Here is a 22,128-nt window from a genome sequence, read left to right as displayed (position 1 = left end):
TTAACGTCCTGTCAGGCTTCTTTAATCGCATGTAGCATGTAATTCACGCTGGTATCCAGCGTCAGCGCATATTGTTTGCTGAACGGGTGGTAAGTCACACCGGTTTGGTGTTGTAACTCCAGCCCGGATTGACGCATCCATGCCGCTAATTCGGAAGGTTTGATAAACTTGCTGTAATCATGTGTGCCTTTTGGCAGCAAATTCAGCACATATTCTGCACCAACCACCGCCATCAAATAGGCCTTGGCATTACGGTTTAAGGTCGAGAAGAAAACATGACCACCTGGTTTCACCAAGGCAGCACAGGCACGCACAACACTGGCAGGGTCCGGTACATGTTCCAGCATTTCCATGCAGGTCACTACATCAAAAGCCTGCGGCTTTTCTTGCGCCAGAATTTCAACTGCGACATTACGATACTCAAGCGCCACACCGGCTTCCAAGGCATGTAATTGCGCCACCTGCAGAGACTTCTCTGCCAGGTCGATACCGGAGACCTGGGCGCCGCGCTGTGCCATAGACTCGCTTAAAATACCACCGCCACAGCCTACATCCAGCACTTGTTTACCTGCGAGGTGCGCGCGACTATCGATATAATCCAGGCGCAACGGATTCAATTGATGCAATGGTTTGAATACCCCTTGCATATCCCACCACTGATGCGCCAACTCTGCAAACTTGTTTACCTCTGCAGCTTCTACATTCGCCATGCTCACTCCTTTTGCTTGATCTTTATTTGCTGCGATTAGCTATGCGCGGATTGCAGCTTGAGTTGCCACTGCAATGCAATAGACCGTAATTCTTCAGTTTCCATGCCTGCAAACTGGCTTTGACCGTCCACGGTGCGCTGATAACGTAATTCACCATCTACCCAGGTGTGGGTAACCTGCTCGCGCCCCGCAACATAAACCAAATGCGAAATGGGATCAAAGCAAGGCAAACTGTTTAAATCGTCCAGCCTTATTGCCACCAGGTCAGCCTGTTTACCGACTGCAATACTACCAATCTTGTCTTGCAAGCCCAAAGCACGTGCACCATGCAGGGTAGCCATTTCCAATGCCTGATAAGCAGGCAAGGCTTCTGCATTCTGATCTGCGACTTTGGCAAGTAATGCCGCCGTGTGCATTTCTTGCCACATATCGACGCGGTTATTACTGGCGGCACCATCCGTGCCCAAACCGACATTGATACCAGCCCTTAATGCAGCGGCGACCGGCGCAATGCCGCTGGCCAGCTTAAGATTTGAACTCGGGCAATGCGCGATATGTGCACCTAATGTCGATAATGATTCGAGCTCTTGTGTTTCAAGATGCACACCATGCGCTAATACAGTGGCCGGGCCAATCACACCCAGTGCTCGCAAACGTTGCAATGGTCTGATGCCATATTGCTCCAGACTGTGCGCGATCTCGGCCTGTGTTTCGTGCAAGTGGGTATGAATACCCAGGTTTAGCTGTTCAGACAGGGTTGAGATTTGCTCAAAGGTCTGGTCACTCACGGTATAAGGGGCATGTGGCGCAAACGAGAAGCTGATATGCGGATCGGTTTTATATTGGTCTCGCACCTCAGTGCCTAGCCGGATGTAATCATTAGCTGTTGCTGCATAATTGGTCGGAAAATCTAATACGGTCAGGCCAATATGGGCACGCATGCCTGCTCGCTTCACCGCCTCAATCGTAGCTTGCGGGAAGAAATACATGTCATTGAAGGTGGTCACACCGCCACTCAACATTTCTGCACTGGCCAGCAAGCTACCATCATGCACAAACGATTTAGATACCCAGTGCTTTTCTGCCGGCCAGATATGCTCATTGAGCCAGGGCATCAGTGCATAATCGTCCGCATATCCCTTTAACAGGTTCATGCTGCTGTGTGCGTGTAGATTAATCAACCCTGGAATCAATACATGCTGGGAGCAGTCAACCACTGGCCAATCAGCAGCCCATGCCGGGATATCAGTCTTGGGCACAATGGCTTTAATTTGCCCGGCCTCCACCAACACGGCATGCTGCTCTAAGAGGGTATGGTTCGCGTCTACGTTCGCATCTATGGGAATCACCCAGCGTGCTTTAATAATAAAGTGTGTATCAACCATTGCAGAATTATAACTGAGCCAGTCATGCAAAAGGCTGACTCAAAACAACAGGCATAAAAAAAGCCACGCTGACGCGTGGCTTTTTACTCAGAAGCTAGTTCTGATTATTGGCAACCAACTTGTTTGGTGCCTTCAGCGCGGATGTCAACGCGGCGGTTTGGTTGCAAGCAAGAAATCAATTTTTTGCTTACTTTTTTGCCATCGCATTGAACTACTGGCTCAGTTTTACCTTTACCTTCAGAAGTGATGATATTGCTATCAACACCTTGAGCGATCAGGTAATCAGCTACTTGCTTAGCACGACGCTCAGACAACTTTTGGTTGTAAGCGTCAGAACCGATACGGTCTGTATGACCTGTTACGATCACAGCAGTAATTTCTGGGTTAGCCTTGATCTTGGCAGCTGTTTCTTCCAGAACTTTACGGCCTTCTTCACGCAGGTTAGCCTTATCGAAACCAAACAGTTTTTCAGCACTTACTGTCACTGTTTCGTTTTGCGGCTTACATACTGGTGCTGGTACCGGAGCTGGTGCTGGTGCCGGCGCTGGTTCAGCGGCTGCCAATGGTGCTGGTGTTGGCTCTGGTGTTGGCTCTGCAACCACTGGTGCTGGTGCGCCAAAGCGGAAGATACCACCCAGGTTAACCAAAGTATTACCAATCGTTTCGGTATCGCTACCTACGCCAGCAATATCAATTTTTGCACGGCTCCATTGATGACGCACATCAGCTTGAATACCAAACTTATCGTTAAACAAGTATTGAGCACCCAAACCTACATTGGCCATCCAGGAATTTTTCTTACCATCAATATCGGCACCAGGAGCAGAGTAATCAACATCATTACGTGCTGCGCCAAGACCTGCCAACAGGAATGGACGGAATTTTTCGCGGCTGAATACATACAATGCATCCAGACCTAAAGCTGTTTGTTTGTATTTACCACTCACACCGGCAAGATCATTATCAGCACGGTTGTAGCCCAAACGACCTTGAATGTCCCAGTGCTCGCTCAGCTCTTTACCGATAGACAGAAAACCGCCACGGCCATTGTCAGCTTCGAGATCATTGTCAGTGTTCATGTAGGTTGCACCTGGAACAACATACCAAGCGCCACGGTACATGTCTTCAGCTTGTGCAACTTGCGATGCAAACACAAATGCAGAAGCAATTGCCAAGCCTAAAAAACTTTTTTTCATTCATCGACTCCTTCGTTATTGGGCTTTTTTGCCACATCTTTGAAAAAACTTACAAATTGAACTATACGCAAAGGTCGCTACAGACGCAACCCTAAGCGCCATCTCAAAGGCGTATTTATTAGGTTTGAGACCAATTATTCAACAAATTTCTGACACTCGTGCAATCAGCTCGTGCACGCGCTCTGTCAATAAGCCTCGCGCTCTTTGTGCACCTTCGCACAAACCACTGCGAAATCCCAGATAATCTGGCGCCAATGTAGACAGCGGCTCGATATGCGCCAGCAATAATCCGCCGGCTATGCCGACGAATAAGCGTGCTGATTTTGCCGCCCGCACAAAATCAGCGAGCGCAGCGATAGGTACGATCTCTAGCAATGCGCATGATTTTTGTGTCGTATCCACCATCACGCCCCAGTACCCTTGTTGCGCCAAAGTCTGTAGTCGCTGTTGCATATTGGCAGCCATCAGGCTGTCAGGATGCATCACAGCAATTAATTTAAGGCCCTGCGCAAGCAAGGCAACAATTGTCGGCTGATAGAGAGATTCAGCCCAGATAGCTTCTGGCAACTTGATCACCTCAACCCCGATTTGCAGGCGGCTTGTAATCATCTGCATAAGGTCGTCAACCGTGCCACCGTAGTCGCCCACCGTTGCGCTGATGACAATATCTGTCGCCGCGGTTTGTTGCCTATGCTGGAGAATCGCTTCAATAATCGCGGTTGAACGATCTATATCCAATGCCGCCAATGCACCATGACTGGTCTCTTTGAGATCGATTAATGGTACTCCGGCAGACAGCACGAGTTGTGCCTCGACAACGGAATTCACACTCACAAGTACTTGCATAGACTGACTCACGCTTGTTGCATGCCGCTTTGTTGCGCCAAGTGGTTGTTAACGCAATCGACCAGCCATTGCCAGGCTTCTTGCTCGCGTGGCCCGGCCGTTTTATCAATGGCGATTTGCAGATACTGCATTTCCTGGCTGATTTTTTCAACCGGCAACATATGCAAACGGCTGACCAGCACGGCCAATTCAATCACCGCTGCCTGTGCGCGGTTAAATCCCATAAATGGTGCGTGCGATGCACTTTCCACTACTTGCATCCACAATTTTGGACGTACATCATCCTCTTCAATCTGCTGCAAACTGAGTACATGATGCGCCAAACAATCTTTGAGCCTGACGCCTTGACCGCTAGCGATCGCCTCGGTAGCAAAGGCGGTTTTCCTGGCAATTGCCGCAGCAAACACGCGTACGTCGTCAGTTAGATTCAGGACAGCAAAGCCGGTCTGCAAGATATTCTGCAAAGTAGTAGACGGTTTAAAAGGCATGATGAGTACTCTGCCCTCATGCCATTGAATACCAAATGGTGCGACATGCACATCACCATCCACCGAACAGCTAGTCACTATCGTTTCATAAATCATGAAAATTATTCCGTGCCCGATGTAGGGCTATCAGGCGTTGTATTGTCATTAGATTTGGTGCGCGCGTTCTCCAAACGTTCCTGGATAGAGGCCTCGCGGTGGGCTACTTTGGCCTTCTTGTTTTGTTGCAGCGAGGCCACGCCCCATTCCAGCAATTCGTCTTGTACATAGCGCTTTTTCAATTGCCAGGCGATTTGCGCGCGCGCCAGTTCAACACCCAGGTAAAACGCGTGCGATGCGTCATCCTGCACATTTAATGTCGGGTAAAAACGGTATGGATCCGTGTCGTGCTGAATGCCATCCCGATTATAAACATGCACACCCTGCTCGCTCACCATAATGCGAAAGCTGGGATCTTTGATCTGGCTCGCCATTGCCATGATTTCTTCAGCACTATAAGGGAACGGCTTGCGATCATGTAAGCCAAGCAAACCATTCGAATAGCCGCGCGGCAGGCGCTTATCCTGGCTGGCACGATACATGACGCGACGCGCCACATCTGCCTCAGCCACCGCTTCGCTGGCATGTGGACTCACTGACGTTGCCAGTACGGCGTTGATATTCAACTCACTGATCATGCCAAACAACAAGGCATTGACGCCAGTAGTATCGGCATCGGTCAGCTCGGTCAGGTTGCCTACGCCCATCATGATGGCAATATCAGGGTATTTTTTGCGCAATTTGTGATAGCGCACAATGGAGTCAGTCAGACCAAAATGAATAGGATCCAGAATCGGGTCAGCAATAAAACGTCGGCCGCGCTTTAAGCAATGCTCAATCGCACGTTGCAAGCTGGCAAAACTGCCAGGTACTGCCGGAATTAAGATCGGCGTGGCCGCGACTTCATCAGCAATCCACAAATTCTTTTCATGCAAACTGAGCAGGTAATCGGCACCCGCCTTCCCCGCCGCCAGTAAGTCCTCATCGCGCATGGAATCTACACTGACCTGAAAACCTTGCGTTTTCAGTGCCTGTACTGCGTCTGTCATATGGGCAAAGGCTTTACCCGGCAGACAGCCCAGGTCGATCACGTCCGCACCCTGTTGCTGAAAATGGCTGGCCTTAGCCACAATTTGCGCAACAGTGAGGTCTGGTGCATCGACAATTTCAGCAAAAATGGTGACGCTATGTTGCGTCAGGTCTGGCGCTTTACCTTGCTGGCCAAAGTATTGTGGCAAATCTTTCAAGTCTTTTGGTCCTCGTTCCACCGGCACGCCCCATTGCGCCTCAAGCAGTGCCAAATCGCCTTGGCATAAGCCAGGCAAAATGACCTTGTCTATATTCTCCACTTTTGCCAGACGTCGTGCAATTAAAGGCGGCGTCATCAAAGCAGCAACAGACACGCCAATTTGTTTGACTTCATACTCGAAAGGAGACTGTTTACTGTCAGCCTGAATGGACTGCAATATTTGGCGCAGACTGTGTTCTGCCAGTTTTCCGGTGAGGAACAGCAGCCGTGTCATGGGTTTACTCTGTGAGCGTATCTAGCACCTGTATGCCATCGTGCAAATGCAGATCATGGCATGCAGCCAATCGCTGCATAATGGCATTTTGCAAAGCAGCCATATCCTCGACCACCGTGGTATCAGCAAACTGCTTTAACTTAGCCACGTTGTCGAGGTCAATCTGGCGCGGGAATACTTTTACGACATGATCGCGCGGCGCTTCAGATTCCAGCTCTGGGGCAGTATCACAAGCAAACAAAATGCTGTGTACACGTGTTTTACCCGCTTGCGCGAACAGGTTGGTCACCAGGCTGTCAGAAAATCCGTAGGCCATTTTGGCGATGGTATTAGAGGTTGCTGGCGAAACCACCAGTGTGTGATACACACCTTCATAAAAGCGTTCGACTGGCACACTGCTGGCCGTTTTGTCCTGATAAACCTTGTGACCCGTGGCTTCCAACGCGGATTGGAACCCGTATTGCTGGATGATTTCAGACGCAGCGCGACTGAGATAGATATCCACGTCCTGCAAGGTTTGCAGGATCGCCAATGATTCACGCAAGTAGTGGCCAGAACCCGTAATTGCCCAGGCCAGTCGTTGTGCACTCATATCAACGGACTCTTATGCTTAAGCAAAAGGATGTTGCAGGACAATAGTTTCGTCACGCTCTGGGCCGGTAGACACAATCGCAATCGGCACACCGCAGACAGCTTCCAGGCGCTTGAGGTAATGCTGTGCATTTTTAGGCAGTGCATCCCAGGTTTTTGCGCCAAAAGTCGTTTCAGTCCAGCCCGGTACAGTTTCGTAGATAGGCTCACAACGCGCGACATCATCAGCACCAACTGGCAGCATGTCAACGATTTTGCCATCCAGTTTGTACCCGGTACAAATATCCAGTGACTCAATGCCATCCAGCACATCCAGCTTGGTAATGCACAAGCCGGTTAAACCGTTGATACGGGCTGAGCGACGCAAAGCGGCGGCATCAAACCAGCCACAACGACGCTTGCGACGTGTCACGGTACCGATTTCCTGGCCTTTGTTAGACATCTGGTGACCAGGCGCGCCTTCGGTATCGATATCCAGCTCGCTCGGAAAAGGGCCGCCACCCACACGGGTGGTGTAGGCTTTGGTAATCCCCAATACATAATGCAACATATTGGCGCCGACACCAGTACCCGCTGAGGCTTGGCCAGCGATACAGTTACTGGAGGTCACATAAGGATACGTACCATGGTCAACGTCGAGCAAGGTGCCCTGCGCACCTTCAAACAACAGGTGTTCGCCGCGCGCATTGGCTTCATACAAAGCCGCTGAAATATCCGCCACCATAGGCTTCAACGCAACTGCGTGTTGCATACTGGCATCATATTGCTGCTGAAAATCAACAGCCGCTGCGCCCAGGTAATTAGTCAATACAAAGTTATGGTAGTCCATGACTTCGCGCAATTTTTCGGCAAAGCGTTCCGGATGGAACAAGTCGTATACACGCAAAGCACGTCTAGCGACTTTGTCTTCATAAGCAGGGCCGATGCCTTTGCCGGTGGTGCCGATCTTTTTCTCGGCGCTACGCTTGGCTTCACGTGCCAAATCCACGGCAACGTGATGTGACAGAATCAATGGGCAGCCAGGGCTGACTTTCAGGCGGTTTTTAACATCCAGGCCGCCTTGCTCCAAGGTAGAAATCTCATGCAGCAAATGCGTAGTATCCAGCACCACGCCATTACCGATATAGCAATTGACGCCATCACGCACAATGCCAGAAGGCACCAGGTTGAGCTTGTACACTTTTTGTGCAGCGCCCTGACCAACGACCAAGGTATGACCGGCGTTATGACCGCCCTGAAAGCGCACCACGCCCTGGGCGTGATCCGTCAACCAGTCTACGATTTTACCTTTACCTTCGTCGCCCCATTGGGTACCAATCACAACGACGTTTTTTGCTTGCTTAAATTGTGTCATGTTCAATCAATATCTTGTAAAAACAAAAAAGGGTGCGCTGTGTTACACAGCCACCACTTGCCAGTGGCCATCTACTTTTTGCAAAGTGCGGTCACAAGCCAATTCAGAATAGTTCACAGGCATATCGGGCAATGCTTCCACCACAATCTGACCCTGAGAACGTAAGGTATCTATCAGTGACAATAATTCGGGTTCTATAGCCGCCGGCGCCAGAATCCCTTTATGCAATGTTGCCGGGCCCAATGCTTGCAATGCGCCACGCAAATCCAGGCTAAATCCGGTTGCCGGACGCGCACGCCCAAATGCCGCGCCTACTTCGTCATAACGCCCGCCCAATGCGATCGGGCCTGCATAGCCTTTGGCGTATGCCGCAAACACCATGCCGCTGTGATAGTGATAACCACGCAGCTCGCTCAAATCAATGGTGACGGTGACATCATCCGTGGTCAGCGTTTTGGCCACGGCTTCCAACTCACGTAAAGCCTGCTCAATCTCTTCAGATTCAGGCAACACATCACGCGCCTGGTCCAGCACCTCAATACCACCGTTCAACTGCGTCAGCGCAATAAAAGCCTGGCGGGATTTTTCAGGCAAACTAATGACTAGCTGTTCTACCAGGGTAATGTCTTTTGCCTGTAAAGCCGCCTGCAAAGCCTGCTCCTGCTGTACACCCAACTGTGCCATATGCGAGAGGCTGGCAAAAACCGCTGCGTGACTCAGGTCTACGAACAAAGTGCGCATGCCTAACAACTGCAAGGCTTTCACCATCAGTCGCTGTACTTCAATATCGCTCTCAATCCCGGCGTGACCATACAGCTCAGCGCCTAATTGCAATGGCTCGCGTGTGCGTGCCAGGCCATCGGGCTTGGTACGTAACACCGTACCGGCATAGCACAGGCGCGAAACGCCTTGATGGTTCAACATATGCGCATCGATGCGCGCGGCTTGTGGGGTGGTATCCGCACGCAAACCCATCAGGCGACCAGTTAACTGGTCAACCACTTTAAAGGTCGCAATGTCCAGATCATGGCCAGTGCCGGTCAATAAAGACTCCACGTATTCCATCATCGGCGGCACCACATATTGGTAACCATGGACGCGGAACAAGTCCAGCAATTGTCGGCGATAAGACTCAAGACGCGCCGCTTCAGCAGGCAATACGTCTTCAATATATTCAGGAAGTAACCAATTATGCATCCCGCCATTATACCCGCAAACCCCTATCTAAAGCACGGCTTTAGCAATGGCGATCTTCAGGTCTTGCGTAGAAAACCAATAAAAAAGCACGCCATCATGCGTGCTTTTTTACTTCAAGCTGGTATTTAACGGTTCAGCCACAAAATAAGCAGGCCGATCGCCGCGGAGGCAAAGCCAACAAAGCGTATCTGGCCATCTTGCAACTGCAATAGCTTTTCAAATGTTTGACGCCATGCGCGGGTAAACAGCAGTGGCATCAAGCCTTCAATCAGCAATACACCACCAATCAGCCACCACCAGTTCATCGACAAGTCAGCTAAGCAGCCACAGGCAAGAAATTACTTCTTGCCACTGCTACGCATATATTTAAAGAAGTCAGAGCTTTGATCGATGACCATCACGTCAGACTTGCTCTTGAAGCTGTTTTTATAAGCTTCCTGGCTGCGGTAAAAAGCATAGAACTCGGGATTTTTACCGAATGCCTGTGCGTAAACTTCAGACGCCTTGGCATCGCCCTCGCCCTTGACCTTTTGCGCATCACGGTAAGCTTCGGCAATAATCACTTCACGCTGTCTGTCGGCATCCGCACGGATTTTTTCAGCCGCCGCGGCACCTTGTGAACGCAACTCGTTGGCCACCGACTTACGCTCGGCTTCCATACGCTGATACACAGACTCACTCACCTCTTTTGGCAAGTCGACGCGGCGCAAACGTACATCCAGAATCTGGATACCCATCTGGCGGCTTTCTTTGTCGGCACGCTGACGCAGAATCTCCATGATTTCGGAACGCTCACCAGATACCACATCATGAATCGTGCGCTTACCAAACTCGGCACGCAAACCATCATTCACCATTTGCGACAGGCGACGCTCAGCTTGGACTTCATCCCCACGCACAGACACATAGTATTTGGATGGGTCAACAATGCGCCACTTCACAAATGAATCCACCAAGACGTTTTTCTTCTCGCTGGTAATAAAGCGGTCTGGCTCTTCCCAGTTCAGGGTCAGAATGCGTTTGTCGTAATAGCGGATATTTTCCACCATAGGCATCTTGAAGTAGAGGCCGGGCTCGCTCTTGACAGACACGATCTCACCCAGACGGAACACCAGTGCATATTCACGCTGGTCAACGGTATAGGCCGAAGAGGTAATGATCACCAGTAGAACAAACACCCCGATTAACAGACTTCCAATATTTCTCATAATGTATATTCCTTCAGGGCAATCTAGCGATATTCACGATCGCGGCTTCTCATCGCATCACGCGAGCGATCCGAGGTGCTTGCGTCGGCTTGTGGTTCTTGCACAGGCTTGTCAGCCGTTGTCGCAGGTGCAGATGCCGCATTATTGCCTGCACCACTCATGGTCATGAGTTTATCCAGCGGCAAATACAGCAGGCTATTGCCACCCTTCTGATCTACCAGCACTTTGCTGGTATTGGCTAATATATGCTCTTGCGCATCCAGATACAGACGCTGGCGTGTCACTTCCGGCGCTTTGTTATATTGCGACAGCACCTGCTCGAATCGGTCAGCATTACCTTTGGCTTCGTTTTCTACACGCAATTTGTAACCTGCCGCCTCTTCGGTCAAACGAGAGGCAGTGCCTCGCGCCTTAGGAATTACGTCATTCGCATAGGCCTGGCCTTCGTTCTTCTGGCGCTCCAGATCCTGCTTGGCTTTCACTGCATCATCAAACGCGGCTTGCACCTGCTCTGGTGGTTGCGCATTCTGCATGGTCACGTTAACCACATTGATGCCGGATTTATACCTGTCCAGCATGTCCTGCATCAGCTTTTTGGCTTTGGCCGCCACATCATCACGGCCTTCATACAGCACAAAGTCCATTTTGCTTTTACCAACGATTTCACGAATCGCGGTTTCTGCTACGCCACGTACGCTTTCTTCAGTCGAACGGTTGCTAAACTGGTAATCCTCAACAGACTTCAGGTTATATTGCACCGCAACTTGCAAGTCGATGATGTTTTCATCATCGGTCAGCATCAAAGACTCTCTGAGCTCTTTGCTGCGGCCAGACTCGCCTTCAAATGAGCGATAGCCCATTTCAATGGTACGCACCTGCTCCAGGTTCACGTTTTCGATGGTTTCAATCGGGAAAGGCAAATGCCAGCGCGGACCAGGCATGGTGGTCTCAACATGCTGGCCGAAACGCAATACCACACCACGCGAACCCTGATCAACAATATAAAAGCCTGAGCCCAGCCAAATAAGCGCGACCAGGCCTAAAATAGGCGCCACTGGCAATGGTTGCGGTGCAGGTGAACTGCCACGTGGGCCACCCTGTCCGCCTTTGTTGCCAAACAAACGATTCAGCTTTTGATTCAAATCCTTGAATACCTCATCCAGGTCAGGCGGGCCTTCGTTATTCTTATTCCAAAAGCCGGGGAATTTTCTCATGCTAGTACTCCGTGTTTTTTTGATCTTTTAAACATAAGCACGCTCTTCAGTGCTCAGTTTTTTCAAATATTGCTGATGTTCCAACAGCGCCTGGCGTAAATCATCAATACCAGTACCCTCTCGTGCCGAGACGCGCACTGTACGGATGTTACCATACTCGTCTCTATCAATTCCTGGCGCCATGCCCATGCGGTCTATCTGGTTCAACACCAGAACCTGTGGGACATTGGCGGCGCCAATCTCGTTCAGCACAATGTTGACCTGCTCAATTTGATTATCGCGGTTAGGGCTGGCGACATCGACAATGTGCAGCAATAAATCTGCTTGTGCCGCTTCTTCCAGCGTCGCACCAAAGGCTTCAATCAGCGTGGTGGGCAAATGCTTGATAAAACCAACCGTGTCTGAAAGCACCACGGGATAGCCATCAGGCAGATGCATTTTGCGTGAAGTGGTATCAAGCGTGGCAAATAGCTGATCTGCCGCATAGACGCCAGAATGCGTTAAACGGTTAAACAAGGTCGATTTACCAGCGTTGGTATAGCCGACCAGAGACACGGTCATCAGGTTGGAGCGTTTGCGTGCACGCCGCTGCATCCCGCGCTGCTGCTTGAGTTTGTCCAGTTTTTCACGCAGTTGCTTGACGCGTACGCGCAGCATACGTCTATCCAGCTCCAACTGTGTTTCACCTGGGCCGCCACGCACACCGATACCACCTTTTTGGCGTTCAAGGTGGGTCCAGCCACGCACCAGCCGTGTAGACAGATGCTCCAGCTGCGCCAACTCTACCTGCAACTTACCCTCGTGCGACTGCGCACGCTGGGCAAAAATATCCAGGATGAGACCGGTGCGATCAACCACGCGTGCTTCGAGCAGTTTTTCGAGGTTGCGCTGCTGCGACGGGCTCAAGTCATGATTAAAGGCAGCCACTTTGCTATCGTGCGCGGCCAACAATGCCTTGAGCTCATCTGCCTTACCAGAGCCGATAAAATATTTGGGATCGGGTGCCTGACGCTTGCCTTCCAGCGTCGCTGAGATATTCAATCCGGCAGTGCCGGCGAGGTGGCGGAGTTCTTGCAAACTTTCTTCGTAGTCAGCATCACCAAAATTGACGCTGACCAGAACGACGGCATCTCCGCCGCTTGGCCTATCAAACATGCATTAAGATTCTTGTGCTGTTTCGTGTGGCGCCAAACTGACTGGACGCGCTGGAACGATGGTTGAAATGGCGTGCTTGTACACCATTTGGGTCACTGTATTTTTTAACAAAATCACATATTGGTCAAAAGAGTCAACCTGACCTTGCAACTTGATACCATTAACCAGATAAATAGACACTTGCACGTGTTCTTTTCTTAAGGCGTTCAGAAAAGGGTCTTGTAACATTTGGCCTTTATTATTCATAGAATTGCTCCTTGTTTGTTTTAATCGTATTGGAGTTTTATTATCTTGAACACCAATCCCTCATAATGACTATGATTGTACTAATTTGTTCCAATTTCAATCCCCGCACCTTATTTTTTTGGAAATAATGCGCGAATACGCTGCAAACAGGCCTCTTTACCCAATATTGACATCACCTGATCAATGCTGGGCGACTGTGCAATCCCGATTAAAGCGACCCGTAATGGCATGGCCAATTTGGGAAATTTAATCTGTTGCTCAGCCACGACCTGATTTAGCGCATCGTGTAAGTTATCGGCAGTCCAGGCAGAATCTTGAGTCTTTTGCAAAAAGCTTTCGATATAGGCAGACGTTTCTTCCTGGATATGTTTGGTCGCATCTGCTTCATTGATCGCAGGCATCTGGTAGAAGAACGCAATTTCTTTTGCCAGTTGATTCAGGTTGTTAGCCCGCTCACGGTATAAATTCAACACCGCCAGCAAGTCTGGCGACTGCGTTTCCGTGATACCCAGCGCAGCCAGGCGCGGCTTCACTTCGTCCGCAATTTGCGCTAGTGGCAAGCTTTTAATGTAATGTGCATTGAGCCAGTTGAGTTTCTCGGTATTAAACTGCGCCGCAGAAGGCGTGATATGGTCCAGATCGAACCACGCACAGAACTGCTCCATGCTGAATACTTCATCATCACCATGTGACCAGCCCAAGCGGGCCAGGTAGTTAAGCACCGCTTCACGCAGATAACCGTCTTCGTGATACTGCATCACACTCACCGCACCATGGCGCTTGGATAATTTCTGGCCGTCATCACCGAGGATCATGGACAAATGCGCATATTGAGGCACTTGCGCGCCCAAAGCCTGCAACATATTGATCTGACGCGGCGTGTTATTGACGTGGTCATCACCACGGATCACCTGCGTCACGCCCATTTCCCAGTCATCGACCACGACACAGAAATTATAAGTGGGCGTGCCGTCAGCACGCGCAATAATCAGGTCATCCAGCTCGGCATTGGCAATCTCGATACGGCCTTTGACCATATCGTCCCATGCAACCACACCAGTGGTCGGATTTTTAAAGCGCACAACAGGCGGTACATCTTTGGGCGCCTCCGGCAAGACCTTACCGGCCTCCGGGCGCCAGCGGCCATCATAGCGCGGCTTTACGCCCTGCTGCATTTGCGTTTCACGCAAGGCATCCAGCTCTTCTTTGCTGCAATAGCAATAATAAGCATGACCCTCATCCAGCATTTTCTGGATGATTTTCTTGTAAGTATCCATGCGCTGCATCTGGTAAAACGGACCTTCGTCATGATCCAGTTGCAACCATGCCATGCCATCCAGAATCGCCTGCACCGCCTCTGGTGTTGAACGCGCGACATCGGTATCTTCAATACGCAAGATAAATTGTCCACCATGGCGCTTGGCATACGCCCATGAAAACAAGGCAGTACGTGCGCCGCCAATATGAAGATATCCGGTAGGGCTAGGTGCAAAACGGGTTTTAACAGCTGGTGACATGATGACTCTCTGAACGCTCAAGCCTGCCATTTTAACATGGCAGCCGCACTCCTGCCTGACTCCTAAGCTTGGTGCAAAACAGCCGCAACCAGATTGAAGCCAGCAGGCAAACGCGATATGATGCAGCCATGACGCAATCCCCTACTTTCAGCAACGATATTCATGTCGGCGAGCTTTATGGCAAACCTGCCGCACTTGGCCAGACCAGTGCGATTTATCATGTGGTCGCCGTGCACAAGCTAGGCATTACCTTGCAAAATATGGATAACCCGTTGAGCCAGTTTGAAACCACGGCCAGCAAATTGCTGCAATCCGGCTATGTGCGTTTAAGCCAAACGCCTTACGTCAACCTGCAACAGGCTGGCAAACGCAAAACAGCGCAACAAAAGCTCAAGCGCTGCCCGTTTACGCTAGATGTATTTGCCGAGCGCGCCGATTGTGAACGACCGGCAGTGATCGCCTAAGCGACATCAACAATAAAAAATGCCGCAATAGCGGCATTTTTTACGACTTGATCCAGCGGATAACATCCTGGCTGCTTAATCCTCTGGCGGCGCACCGATCAAATCATGCCCTTGCGAGTCCACAATCTGCACATCGACAAAATCACCCGGATTCAAGCCATCTGCATCCTGCAGATAAACAATACCATCAATTTCCGGCGCATCACTTTTCGTCCGCGCGATAGCAATGACATTGCCCTCATCATCTTCAGTCAGCTCATCCACCAACACGGTTTGCAGGCTACCGATCTTAGCAGCTACTTTAGCGGCGCTGATACGCTCTTGCACCTCCATAAAGCGGCTTAAACGTTCCTGCTTGATTTCTTCAGCCACCTGATCCGGCAAGGCATTCGCCACTGCACCATCGACGGCAGAATAGGCAAAGCAACCCACACGATCCAGCTGTGCCTCTTCCATAAAGTCGAGCAGCATTTTAAAGTCGTCTTCGGTTTCACCCGGGAAGCCGACGATAAAAGTACTACGGATGGCGATTTCAGGACAGATATCGCGCCAGGCCTTGATACGCGCCAGGTTGTTCTCGCTACTGGCCGGGCGTTTCATGGATTTGAGAATGCGTGGACTGGCGTGTTGCAGCGGAACATCCAGATACGGCAAAATCGCGCCCTCCGCCATCAACGGAATCACATCATCCACATGCGGATAAGGGTAGACATAATGCAAGCGCACCCACACACCCAGCTCGCCCAGTGATTTACTGAGTTCAGTCATATGGGTCCTGACCGGACGGCCGTTCCAGAAGCCTTTACGGAACTTCATATCCACGCCATACGCTGACGTATCTTGTGAAATCACCAGGATTTCTGACACACCGGCGTTGACCAGGCTTTCGGCTTCGTTGAGTACATCACCAATCGGACGGCTGACCAGGTCACCACGCATACTCGGGATAATGCAGAAGCTGCAACGGTGGTTACAGCCTTCTGAAATCTTGAGGTAAGCATAATGCTTAGGCGTCAGGCGGATGCCTTGTGGCGGCACCAGGTCAATATAAGGATCATGTGGCTTGGGCAGATGTGTGTGGACGTGGCCCATGACTTCTTCCAGCGCATGCGGGCCAGTCACCGCCAGCACGCTGGGGTGCGCACCGGTAACGACGTCTTTTTTGGCGCCCAGACAGCCAGTCACAATCACTTTACCGTTCTTGTTGAGTGCCTCACCAATTGCATCCAGTGATTCCTGCACGGCAGAATCAATAAAGCCACAAGTATTGACCACCACCAGGTCAGACTGCTCATAACTATTACTGATTTCATAGCCCTCAGCACGCAGCTGGGTCAAAATGCGCTCGGAGTCAGACCCGGCTTTAGGACAACCTAGGGAGACAAAACCGACTTTAGGCGAACTTTGCATAATGATTCTCTCTTAACCTTCTACCAACCATTTGGTCAGGGCGACCGATGCCACACCCAACACAATTAACAATAACTGACTCAGGGTATCGCGCAACGCCGTGCGTTTATGCAAGCCCGGAATCAAATCGGCCACGGCCACATACAGCATGCTGGCGGCAGCCAAACTGAGGATATATGGCACCCATTGCTGCACCAGGTTTAAGGCCAGATAGGCCAGTAAACCACCTGCCAGGGTTGCCAGGCTGGACCCTATATTAAACAAGAATGCTTTTTTCTTGCTGTAGCCGGAGTGCAGCAAAATCAGGAAATCACCCACCTCTTGTGGAATCTCATGCGCAATAATCGCCAATGCCGTCACCAACCCGACTTGCATATCAACCATAAAGGCCGCACAAATCAGGATACCGTCGACAAAATTATGAAAGGTATCGCCAACCATAATCATCAAGCCACTGCGGCCGCCATCGTGCGCATGACCATGATTATGCCCGACGACCTGCGCTGGCTGAGCCTGTGGCAATTTAAATTTGATCGCACCTTGTGGTTTCTTGCCCGCCAGCTGTTCCGGATGTAACTCAGGGCAATGCGCTTCATCATGCATGGCATGCATTTCACAATGCTCACCATGGCAATGGCGCCATAACACCAGTTTTTCCAGGGTAAAGAACAACAACACGCCAAACAGCATGGTGGCGGTCATGGCTTCTATATTGGGGCTGGTTTCAATCGCATGCGGCAAGATTTCGAGAAACACGGCAGCCAGCAAGGCACCAATGGCGTAACTTACCAACAAAGGCACCCAATGTTTTTTGGCATTGAGCGCAAAGATCGCGGCGACACAGACGCTTAAGACTCCGCCCAGCAAACAAGCCAGCACCATGCCGGTAAAGGGTGAAATGTCAGAAAGTAATGTGGTCAAGGCAATCATGCAGTGTTTATCGCTGGAAGGCGCGCATTATACGTGAGTTATCAAAAAAACAAAGCATAAACAAATAGTTAACCTTTACCAGAACCTAGGTTATAGCAGGCGATCAAGCGCTAAATAAACTGCGCCACGATATAGCCAATGACAATACCGATCAATAAGGCCATGGTCAGTCCGCGATAAGTCAGCACATCACGTGAATAGCCGCGCCGGATCACGACATAAGAAACCAGATAACCCATCGCATTCAGCAACCAGATAAAACCGAAACTCAGCACTTTCACGATAATGGGACCAATCAGTGGCACCAGGCCGATCAAGCCTACCAGCCAGACAAACAGCCCGGACACCAAACCGACCAGCACGGCCACGCCTGCTAATACGCGGGCATCCCAATCCAGATACATGCCCGCAGCGATTAATGTCGTCAGACTAACCACCAGCAAAATATTCGGCCAGACCCGTTGACCACTCAACAAAGGGTCAACACCCGTACTAAAGCTTGCCGGATGGCGCCGAACACGTAATCGTTTGAGCATAATGAAAAAGTCTATAAAGTTGAGATTAAACCAGCAAGGTCCTGCACCTTGGCGCAGTTTTGCCAGTGTGGTTTACGCATGGCGACATCGCCCGCATAGCCCCAGCTCACCAGCGCAAAATCCATCTGGTTGGCATCGGCTGACATGCCGTCTTCCAGACGGTCGCCAATATACAAACAATCGTCTACCGCCAAACCGTTGTCTGCCACCACGCGCCCTATCATCTCAGCTTTGGATTTAAGTGGCGGGTTAAAATAATCCAATGCATACACGCCGGTGAAAAACGCCTGCCAGCCAAGATGCGCCATAATTCTTTCGGTCGGGTAAAAGCGCTTATTGGTCGCAATATATAACTGGTAGCCCTGTGCTTGCAGTTTCTGCAACATGGCTGGCACGCCATCAAACACCACGGACTGCAAGCAACCGGCGGTATCGTAATGTTGCTTGAAAGCCGTCGCCAGTGTGTTTAATAAGGTAGCATCCTCGCTACCTGAAAGCCGCTTCAGTGTTTCCATCAGCGGCGGGCCGATCACATCATGCGTCAACGGTGCTGCCAAAGGCGTATTGGTGGTGCTGAACGCCAGGCCAAAACAATGCAGGATGCTTGGCGCAGAATCAATCAATGTGCCGTCTAAATCAAAAATTAAATGCTGTTTCATAAAATACTGTGAGTGAATCGTAAGAATGACTTTTTTATTATTTAGCCACAGAGGTCGCAGAGAACACAGAGGAAAACCTAAAGACCATCTTTATGGTGGCCTCTCCTAGGCAGCTTCACTAAAAGTGCTTTTCTCTGTGCGCTCTGTGACCTCTGTGGCAAGAAATTTATTCAAGCCAGATAAAGCTACCCATGCGGCCAGTATCCCCATCACGCCTGAAGCTGAAGAAAGTCTCCGGCTCGCTATAGGTGCAGCGTCCGCCACCATATACCTGCGTCACGCCTAATGTTTGCAAACGCTGCCTGGCAATGGTGTATAAATCTCCCAGCCATTTATCGCCTTTGGCCTTAAAAGCAAGCTCGGTTTGAGTATCTTGCGCCATAAACTGCGCCCGCACTTCACCGCCCACTTCAAATGCTTCCGGGCCAATGGCGGGCCCCAGCCAGGCCATGAGTTGATTAGCCGACACCGGCATGGCAGCGATGGTCGCTTCAATCACGCCATCGCACAAACTTCGCCAACCCGCATGGATGGCTGCCACGGCCGTTCCGGCCTGGTCACAGAGCAACACTGGCAGGCAATCTGCGGTCATGGTCACACACACCACCTGTTTACGGCTGGTGAAGCTGGCATCTGCACTTTCCAGGCAGGAGGACAAAGCGGCGTCAATCACCCGCACACCGTGCACCTGGTTCAACCATACCGGTTCGCTGGGCATATAAGCGCTCAATAATTGCCGATTGGCCGCCACATGCTGTGGCTGGTCTTTGACATGATCGCCTAAATTCAAACTGGCATACACGCCCATGCTCACCCCACCATTGCGTGTAGTTTGCAAGGCTTTCACATTGGCAGGCGCGGGCCAGTCAGGCGTGATGAATGCTAAGCCAGTCATTATTCGTCCTCGTCAGCCCAATCCTCACCATCCAATTCGGCGTCATCATCAAAGTCGTCGTCGCCCCAATCTTCGTCATCGTCGCCAACAAACAGGCCGTTTTCATCGACATTAAAATCCGGGGGCGGCAGTTCTTCCACCGGCTTGACCACGCGCATGGCTTCGAGCAACTCACGCATATCGTCGGCCAATTCAATCTGCCATTCCATCGGCTCATTGGTGACCGGGTGGATCAAGCCCAATTTAATAGCGTGCAACGCCTGGCGTTTAAAGTTGCCAATCACCTCGCGCAGTTCTGGCGTCATCATTTTGTGCGGAATAATATTGCCGATGCCATACATCGGATCCCCCACCATGGGCGCTTTCAGATGCTGCAAATGCACGCGGATCTGGTGCGTACGGCCAGTTTCCAGGTTACAGCGCAGATAAGTGTTGGTGCCAAAGCGCTCAAGGATTTCGTAATGCGTGATGGCCGGACGGCCGCGACGGATCACCGCCATTTTGGTACGGTGATGCGGGTGGCGGCCAACCGGCTGGTCGACCTTGCCGTTACGCCACAACTGCCCCCACACAATCGCGCGGTATTCGCGCTTAACAGTACGGGCCTGCAACTGGCGCACCAGGCTGGTTTGCGCTTCCAGCGTTTTGGCCACCACCAGCAAACCGCTGGTATCTTTATCCAGCCGGTGCACAATACCTGCCCGCGGCACTTCTTTGAGTGACGGCCAGTGAAACAGCAAGGCGTTGAGCAGCGTGCTGCTCCAGTTACCGGCAGCCGGATGCACCACCAGCCCGGCTGGCTTGTTTATAATGATCAGGGCATCGTCTTCATAGACAACATTCAAGTCAATATCTTCAGGCTCAAATGCGTTTTCCTGTGCATTTTTAGGTGGCGTGACGACCAGCGTCTCACCGCCCCAGACTTTGGTTTTAGCTGTTGGTGCTTTGCCATCCAGCAAGACCAGCCCTTCTTTGATCCAAGCCTGTAATCGGCTGCGAGAATGATCCGGCAACATTTGCTGCAAAGCCAGATCGAGACGCTGCCCGCCAAGATTGCCAGGAACGACCAGATGTAAGGAGGCGCTTTCTTTCATATTTTCAAACAGCATCAGTTATAATGCCCTGAGTTTCCTTTGATAAAACAACATTAAACAACATGCTTCGCATTTTACCGCTTAACACCCTGTTCACGCGTGCTTTTATTTTGATCACCGCGCTGGCTTTGAGTGCTTGTGCCATTTTCGGCAATCCGAACCCGCCAGATGAGACCAAGGGCTGGGCAGAACAACGCCTCTACGCTGCAGGCCAGGAGAAAATGGCCGACAAAAACTACGACAAAGCCATTGAATATTTCCAGAAACTGGAAGCACGCTATCCGCATGGCGCCTATGCCACGCAAGCGCAGTTGGAAGTGGCTTATGCCTACTATAAAAAATCTGAGCCAGTGCTGTGCTTATCCGCCGTTGATCGTTTTATCAAGCTACATCCTAACCACCCCAACCTCGATTACGCCTATTACCTCAAAGGCCTGGCGACATTTAACGAGCGCGGCATTATGGAGAAATACACCAAGCAGGAAATCAACGACCGCGACCCGAAAACCCTGCGCGTGTCATTTAACGCATTCAAGGAACTGGTTGAGCGTTTTCCGACCAGCCGTTATGCCAAAGACTCGACCCAGCGCATGATTTACCTGGTGAATACCTTGGCCATGCACGAAATGCACGTGGCACGTTACTACATGCAACGCAAAGCCTATGTCGCAGCACTCAACCGCTCCAGATATGTCTTGGAAACCTACCCGAACTCCAGCTCAGTGGAGGACGCCCTGGTGACCATGATTAGCGCCTACGATGCGATGGATATGGCTGACCTGAAAGGTGATACATTGCGTATTTTGAAAACCAATTACCCTGAAAATCCGATGATCACCGGCAAAATTAATGAAGATGAAAAAGTCTGGTGGAAATTCTGGGAAAGTTTGTACTAAACCTGTTGATTTAGTTGCTTATTTAGCACCCCAAAAACGCCAGTCAAGCTGGCGTTTTTTATTACGTCAAACAACACTACTCAACCCCTTTTTGATCACAAGCAAAACCTTCCGCGCGCTCTGCCGCAAAAGCTTCTCTCTCAAACGGATGATCATAGTAAGCATGTCGGCCACGCGATAGCTGCCACAACCCTGCCAGCAAATAAGCTGGAATAAACAATATCCCCCAGCGCTCAGCTTGCTTGACATGCACATGTTCGTGCGTGCGCAACTGATCCAATACGCTAGGCGAACAGCCGATAATCACATGCCCCAAGGCCATGGCAGCGAACCCACCCAGCTGTAACATACACGTTGCCATCCGGCCACCATGCACCTCAACCACGCCATGGCTGATGCGTACCTTCGCCCCCAATAATATCCACAGCAGACCAGCAGCCAGGCCTATCAAGGTCGTTGGTAATGTCCACAGAAAAACAAGCATGCGTATCATCATAGATGCCAATCATACAGAATGCCTGTCACCCGTGCTTGGTTGACAGTCGTATGCTCCATGCATATTATATGAGAATAGTTAT

24 protein-coding genes are annotated in these 22,128 nt (G+C 50.8%); 2 read left to right on the top strand and 22 right to left on the bottom strand.

Going from position 1 to position 22,128, the window contains the following annotated elements; all coding sequences use genetic code 11:
* Positions 1–11: 11 nt before the first annotated feature.
* The 15 genes from ubiG to gltX form a co-directional block, all read right to left on the bottom strand.
* On the bottom strand, positions 12–710 hold the full coding sequence (gene ubiG / locus OH31_RS05945) for a bifunctional 2-polyprenyl-6-hydroxyphenol methylase/3-demethylubiquinol 3-O-methyltransferase UbiG (protein WP_024930013.1): 699 nt from the start codon (positions 708–710) through the stop codon (positions 12–14).
* A gap of 35 nt (positions 711–745) precedes the next feature.
* Positions 746–2,095 (bottom strand): TRZ/ATZ family hydrolase, encoded by a 1,350-nt coding sequence (locus tag OH31_RS05940; protein ID WP_024930012.1) that lies wholly within the window; start codon positions 2,093–2,095, stop codon positions 746–748.
* 104 nt (positions 2,096–2,199) lie between these two features.
* Positions 2,200–3,291: an OmpA family protein gene (locus tag OH31_RS05935; protein ID WP_019882160.1), complete on the bottom strand. Its 1,092-nt coding sequence runs from the start codon at positions 3,289–3,291 to the stop codon at positions 2,200–2,202.
* A gap of 138 nt (positions 3,292–3,429) precedes the next feature.
* Positions 3,430–4,137, bottom strand: a complete 708-nt coding sequence (locus tag OH31_RS05930; RefSeq protein ID WP_024930011.1) for a (5-formylfuran-3-yl)methyl phosphate synthase — start codon at positions 4,135–4,137, stop codon at positions 3,430–3,432.
* An 8-nt stretch (positions 4,138–4,145) separates the two neighbouring features.
* Positions 4,146–4,721 (bottom strand): DUF447 domain-containing protein, encoded by a 576-nt coding sequence (locus OH31_RS05925; RefSeq protein WP_019882158.1) that lies wholly within the window; start codon positions 4,719–4,721, stop codon positions 4,146–4,148.
* A gap of 5 nt (positions 4,722–4,726) precedes the next feature.
* Positions 4,727–6,184 (bottom strand): DUF6513 domain-containing protein, encoded by a 1,458-nt coding sequence (locus OH31_RS05920; protein WP_024930010.1) that lies wholly within the window; start codon positions 6,182–6,184, stop codon positions 4,727–4,729.
* Positions 6,185–6,188: 4 nt separating this feature from the next.
* Complete coding sequence (locus OH31_RS05915) at positions 6,189–6,776, bottom strand: flavoprotein (RefSeq protein WP_019882156.1); 588 nt, start codon at positions 6,774–6,776, stop codon at positions 6,189–6,191.
* A gap of 18 nt (positions 6,777–6,794) precedes the next feature.
* The gene (locus OH31_RS05910) at positions 6,795–8,129 is read right to left on the bottom strand and encodes an adenylosuccinate synthase (protein ID WP_024930009.1); all 1,335 of its coding nucleotides are present in this window, start codon (positions 8,127–8,129) and stop codon (positions 6,795–6,797) included.
* A gap of 42 nt (positions 8,130–8,171) precedes the next feature.
* On the bottom strand, positions 8,172–9,326 hold the full coding sequence (locus OH31_RS05905) for an ATP phosphoribosyltransferase regulatory subunit (protein ID WP_024930008.1): 1,155 nt from the start codon (positions 9,324–9,326) through the stop codon (positions 8,172–8,174).
* Between the two features lie 125 nt (positions 9,327–9,451).
* Positions 9,452–9,631, bottom strand: coding sequence for a DUF2065 domain-containing protein (locus OH31_RS05895; protein ID WP_024930007.1), 180 nt, complete (start codon positions 9,629–9,631; stop codon positions 9,452–9,454).
* A gap of 33 nt (positions 9,632–9,664) precedes the next feature.
* Positions 9,665–10,534, bottom strand: coding sequence for a protease modulator HflC (gene hflC, locus OH31_RS05890; RefSeq protein WP_019882151.1), 870 nt, complete (start codon positions 10,532–10,534; stop codon positions 9,665–9,667).
* A 23-nt stretch (positions 10,535–10,557) separates the two neighbouring features.
* Complete coding sequence (gene hflK, locus OH31_RS05885; protein WP_019882150.1) at positions 10,558–11,748, bottom strand: FtsH protease activity modulator HflK; 1,191 nt, start codon at positions 11,746–11,748, stop codon at positions 10,558–10,560.
* Positions 11,749–11,775: 27 nt separating this feature from the next.
* Positions 11,776–12,903, bottom strand: coding sequence for a GTPase HflX (gene hflX, locus OH31_RS05880; RefSeq protein WP_019882149.1), 1,128 nt, complete (start codon positions 12,901–12,903; stop codon positions 11,776–11,778).
* A 3-nt stretch (positions 12,904–12,906) separates the two neighbouring features.
* A complete protein-coding gene (hfq, locus tag OH31_RS05875) occupies positions 12,907–13,149 on the bottom strand; it encodes an RNA chaperone Hfq (RefSeq protein ID WP_019882148.1) in 243 nt (80 codons plus the stop codon).
* A gap of 110 nt (positions 13,150–13,259) precedes the next feature.
* Positions 13,260–14,666 carry a glutamate--tRNA ligase gene (gltX, locus tag OH31_RS05870; RefSeq protein WP_024930006.1) on the bottom strand — a complete coding sequence of 469 codons (1,407 nt, stop codon included), beginning with the start codon at positions 14,664–14,666 and terminating at the stop codon, positions 13,260–13,262.
* A gap of 128 nt (positions 14,667–14,794) precedes the next feature.
* Here gltX and OH31_RS05865 point away from each other — a divergent pair, with 128 nt between their 5' ends.
* Positions 14,795–15,130: a hypothetical protein gene (locus tag OH31_RS05865; protein WP_201768560.1), complete on the top strand. Its 336-nt coding sequence runs from the start codon at positions 14,795–14,797 to the stop codon at positions 15,128–15,130.
* A 75-nt stretch (positions 15,131–15,205) separates the two neighbouring features.
* On the opposite strand, the gene rimO is transcribed toward OH31_RS05865, so the two are convergent.
* The 6 genes from rimO to rluD form a co-directional block, all read right to left on the bottom strand.
* On the bottom strand, positions 15,206–16,540 hold the full coding sequence (rimO, locus tag OH31_RS05860) for a 30S ribosomal protein S12 methylthiotransferase RimO (protein ID WP_024930004.1): 1,335 nt from the start codon (positions 16,538–16,540) through the stop codon (positions 15,206–15,208).
* A gap of 12 nt (positions 16,541–16,552) precedes the next feature.
* The gene (locus tag OH31_RS05855) at positions 16,553–17,470 is read right to left on the bottom strand and encodes a ZIP family metal transporter (protein WP_024930003.1); all 918 of its coding nucleotides are present in this window, start codon (positions 17,468–17,470) and stop codon (positions 16,553–16,555) included.
* A 110-nt stretch (positions 17,471–17,580) separates the two neighbouring features.
* Positions 17,581–18,006, bottom strand: coding sequence for a hypothetical protein (locus tag OH31_RS05850; RefSeq protein ID WP_024930002.1), 426 nt, complete (start codon positions 18,004–18,006; stop codon positions 17,581–17,583).
* A gap of 11 nt (positions 18,007–18,017) precedes the next feature.
* Complete coding sequence (locus OH31_RS05845; protein WP_024930001.1) at positions 18,018–18,665, bottom strand: HAD family hydrolase; 648 nt, start codon at positions 18,663–18,665, stop codon at positions 18,018–18,020.
* Between the two features lie 166 nt (positions 18,666–18,831).
* The gene (gene pgeF, locus OH31_RS05840) at positions 18,832–19,560 is read right to left on the bottom strand and encodes a peptidoglycan editing factor PgeF (protein WP_024930000.1); all 729 of its coding nucleotides are present in this window, start codon (positions 19,558–19,560) and stop codon (positions 18,832–18,834) included.
* Positions 19,560–20,669, bottom strand: a complete 1,110-nt coding sequence (gene rluD, locus OH31_RS05835) for a 23S rRNA pseudouridine(1911/1915/1917) synthase RluD (protein WP_024929999.1) — start codon at positions 20,667–20,669, stop codon at positions 19,560–19,562. Before rluD ends, pgeF begins: the two co-directional genes overlap by 1 nt.
* A gap of 47 nt (positions 20,670–20,716) precedes the next feature.
* Between rluD and OH31_RS05830 the strand changes: the two genes are divergently transcribed.
* Positions 20,717–21,550 (top strand): outer membrane protein assembly factor BamD, encoded by an 834-nt coding sequence (locus tag OH31_RS05830; protein ID WP_024929998.1) that lies wholly within the window; start codon positions 20,717–20,719, stop codon positions 21,548–21,550.
* 76 nt (positions 21,551–21,626) lie between these two features.
* Here OH31_RS05830 and OH31_RS05825 read toward each other — a convergent pair whose 3' ends face one another.
* Positions 21,627–22,034: a hypothetical protein gene (locus OH31_RS05825; protein ID WP_242402213.1), complete on the bottom strand. Its 408-nt coding sequence runs from the start codon at positions 22,032–22,034 to the stop codon at positions 21,627–21,629.
* Between the last annotated feature and the right edge of the window lie 94 nt (positions 22,035–22,128).

Origin of the sequence: Methylophilus sp. OH31, from assembly GCF_000576615.1 — a bacterium.
GTDB lineage: Bacteria > Pseudomonadota > Gammaproteobacteria > Burkholderiales > Methylophilaceae > Methylophilus.
This window is presented reverse-complemented; position numbering and strand designations above follow the sequence as displayed.

Coding starts and splice junctions, on each gene's coding strand:
- ubiG (WP_024930013.1), bottom strand. CDS start 710: ATGGCGAATGTAGAAGCTGCAGAGGTAAACAAGTTTGCAGAGTTGGCG.
- OH31_RS05940 (WP_024930012.1), bottom strand. CDS start 2,095: ATGGTTGATACACACTTTATTATTAAAGCACGCTGGGTGATTCCCATA.
- OH31_RS05935 (WP_019882160.1), bottom strand. CDS start 3,291: ATGAAAAAAAGTTTTTTAGGCTTGGCAATTGCTTCTGCATTTGTGTTT.
- OH31_RS05930 (WP_024930011.1), bottom strand. CDS start 4,137: ATGCAAGTACTTGTGAGTGTGAATTCCGTTGTCGAGGCACAACTCGTG.
- OH31_RS05925 (WP_019882158.1), bottom strand. CDS start 4,721: ATGATTTATGAAACGATAGTGACTAGCTGTTCGGTGGATGGTGATGTG.
- OH31_RS05920 (WP_024930010.1), bottom strand. CDS start 6,184: ATGACACGGCTGCTGTTCCTCACCGGAAAACTGGCAGAACACAGTCTG.
- OH31_RS05915 (WP_019882156.1), bottom strand. CDS start 6,776: ATGAGTGCACAACGACTGGCCTGGGCAATTACGGGTTCTGGCCACTAC.
- OH31_RS05910 (WP_024930009.1), bottom strand. CDS start 8,129: ATGACACAATTTAAGCAAGCAAAAAACGTCGTTGTGATTGGTACCCAA.
- OH31_RS05905 (WP_024930008.1), bottom strand. CDS start 9,326: ATGCATAATTGGTTACTTCCTGAATATATTGAAGACGTATTGCCTGCT.
- OH31_RS05895 (WP_024930007.1), bottom strand. CDS start 9,631: ATGAACTGGTGGTGGCTGATTGGTGGTGTATTGCTGATTGAAGGCTTG.
- hflC (WP_019882151.1), bottom strand. CDS start 10,534: ATGAGAAATATTGGAAGTCTGTTAATCGGGGTGTTTGTTCTACTGGTG.
- hflK (WP_019882150.1), bottom strand. CDS start 11,748: ATGAGAAAATTCCCCGGCTTTTGGAATAAGAATAACGAAGGCCCGCCT.
- hflX (WP_019882149.1), bottom strand. CDS start 12,903: ATGTTTGATAGGCCAAGCGGCGGAGATGCCGTCGTTCTGGTCAGCGTC.
- hfq (WP_019882148.1), bottom strand. CDS start 13,149: ATGAATAATAAAGGCCAAATGTTACAAGACCCTTTTCTGAACGCCTTA.
- gltX (WP_024930006.1), bottom strand. CDS start 14,666: ATGTCACCAGCTGTTAAAACCCGTTTTGCACCTAGCCCTACCGGATAT.
- OH31_RS05865 (WP_201768560.1), top strand. CDS start 14,795: ATGACGCAATCCCCTACTTTCAGCAACGATATTCATGTCGGCGAGCTT.
- rimO (WP_024930004.1), bottom strand. CDS start 16,540: ATGCAAAGTTCGCCTAAAGTCGGTTTTGTCTCCCTAGGTTGTCCTAAA.
- OH31_RS05855 (WP_024930003.1), bottom strand. CDS start 17,470: ATGATTGCCTTGACCACATTACTTTCTGACATTTCACCCTTTACCGGC.
- OH31_RS05850 (WP_024930002.1), bottom strand. CDS start 18,006: ATGCTCAAACGATTACGTGTTCGGCGCCATCCGGCAAGCTTTAGTACG.
- OH31_RS05845 (WP_024930001.1), bottom strand. CDS start 18,665: ATGAAACAGCATTTAATTTTTGATTTAGACGGCACATTGATTGATTCT.
- pgeF (WP_024930000.1), bottom strand. CDS start 19,560: ATGACTGGCTTAGCATTCATCACGCCTGACTGGCCCGCGCCTGCCAAT.
- rluD (WP_024929999.1), bottom strand. CDS start 20,669: ATGCTGTTTGAAAATATGAAAGAAAGCGCCTCCTTACATCTGGTCGTT.
- OH31_RS05830 (WP_024929998.1), top strand. CDS start 20,717: ATGCTTCGCATTTTACCGCTTAACACCCTGTTCACGCGTGCTTTTATT.
- OH31_RS05825 (WP_242402213.1), bottom strand. CDS start 22,034: ATGCTTGTTTTTCTGTGGACATTACCAACGACCTTGATAGGCCTGGCT.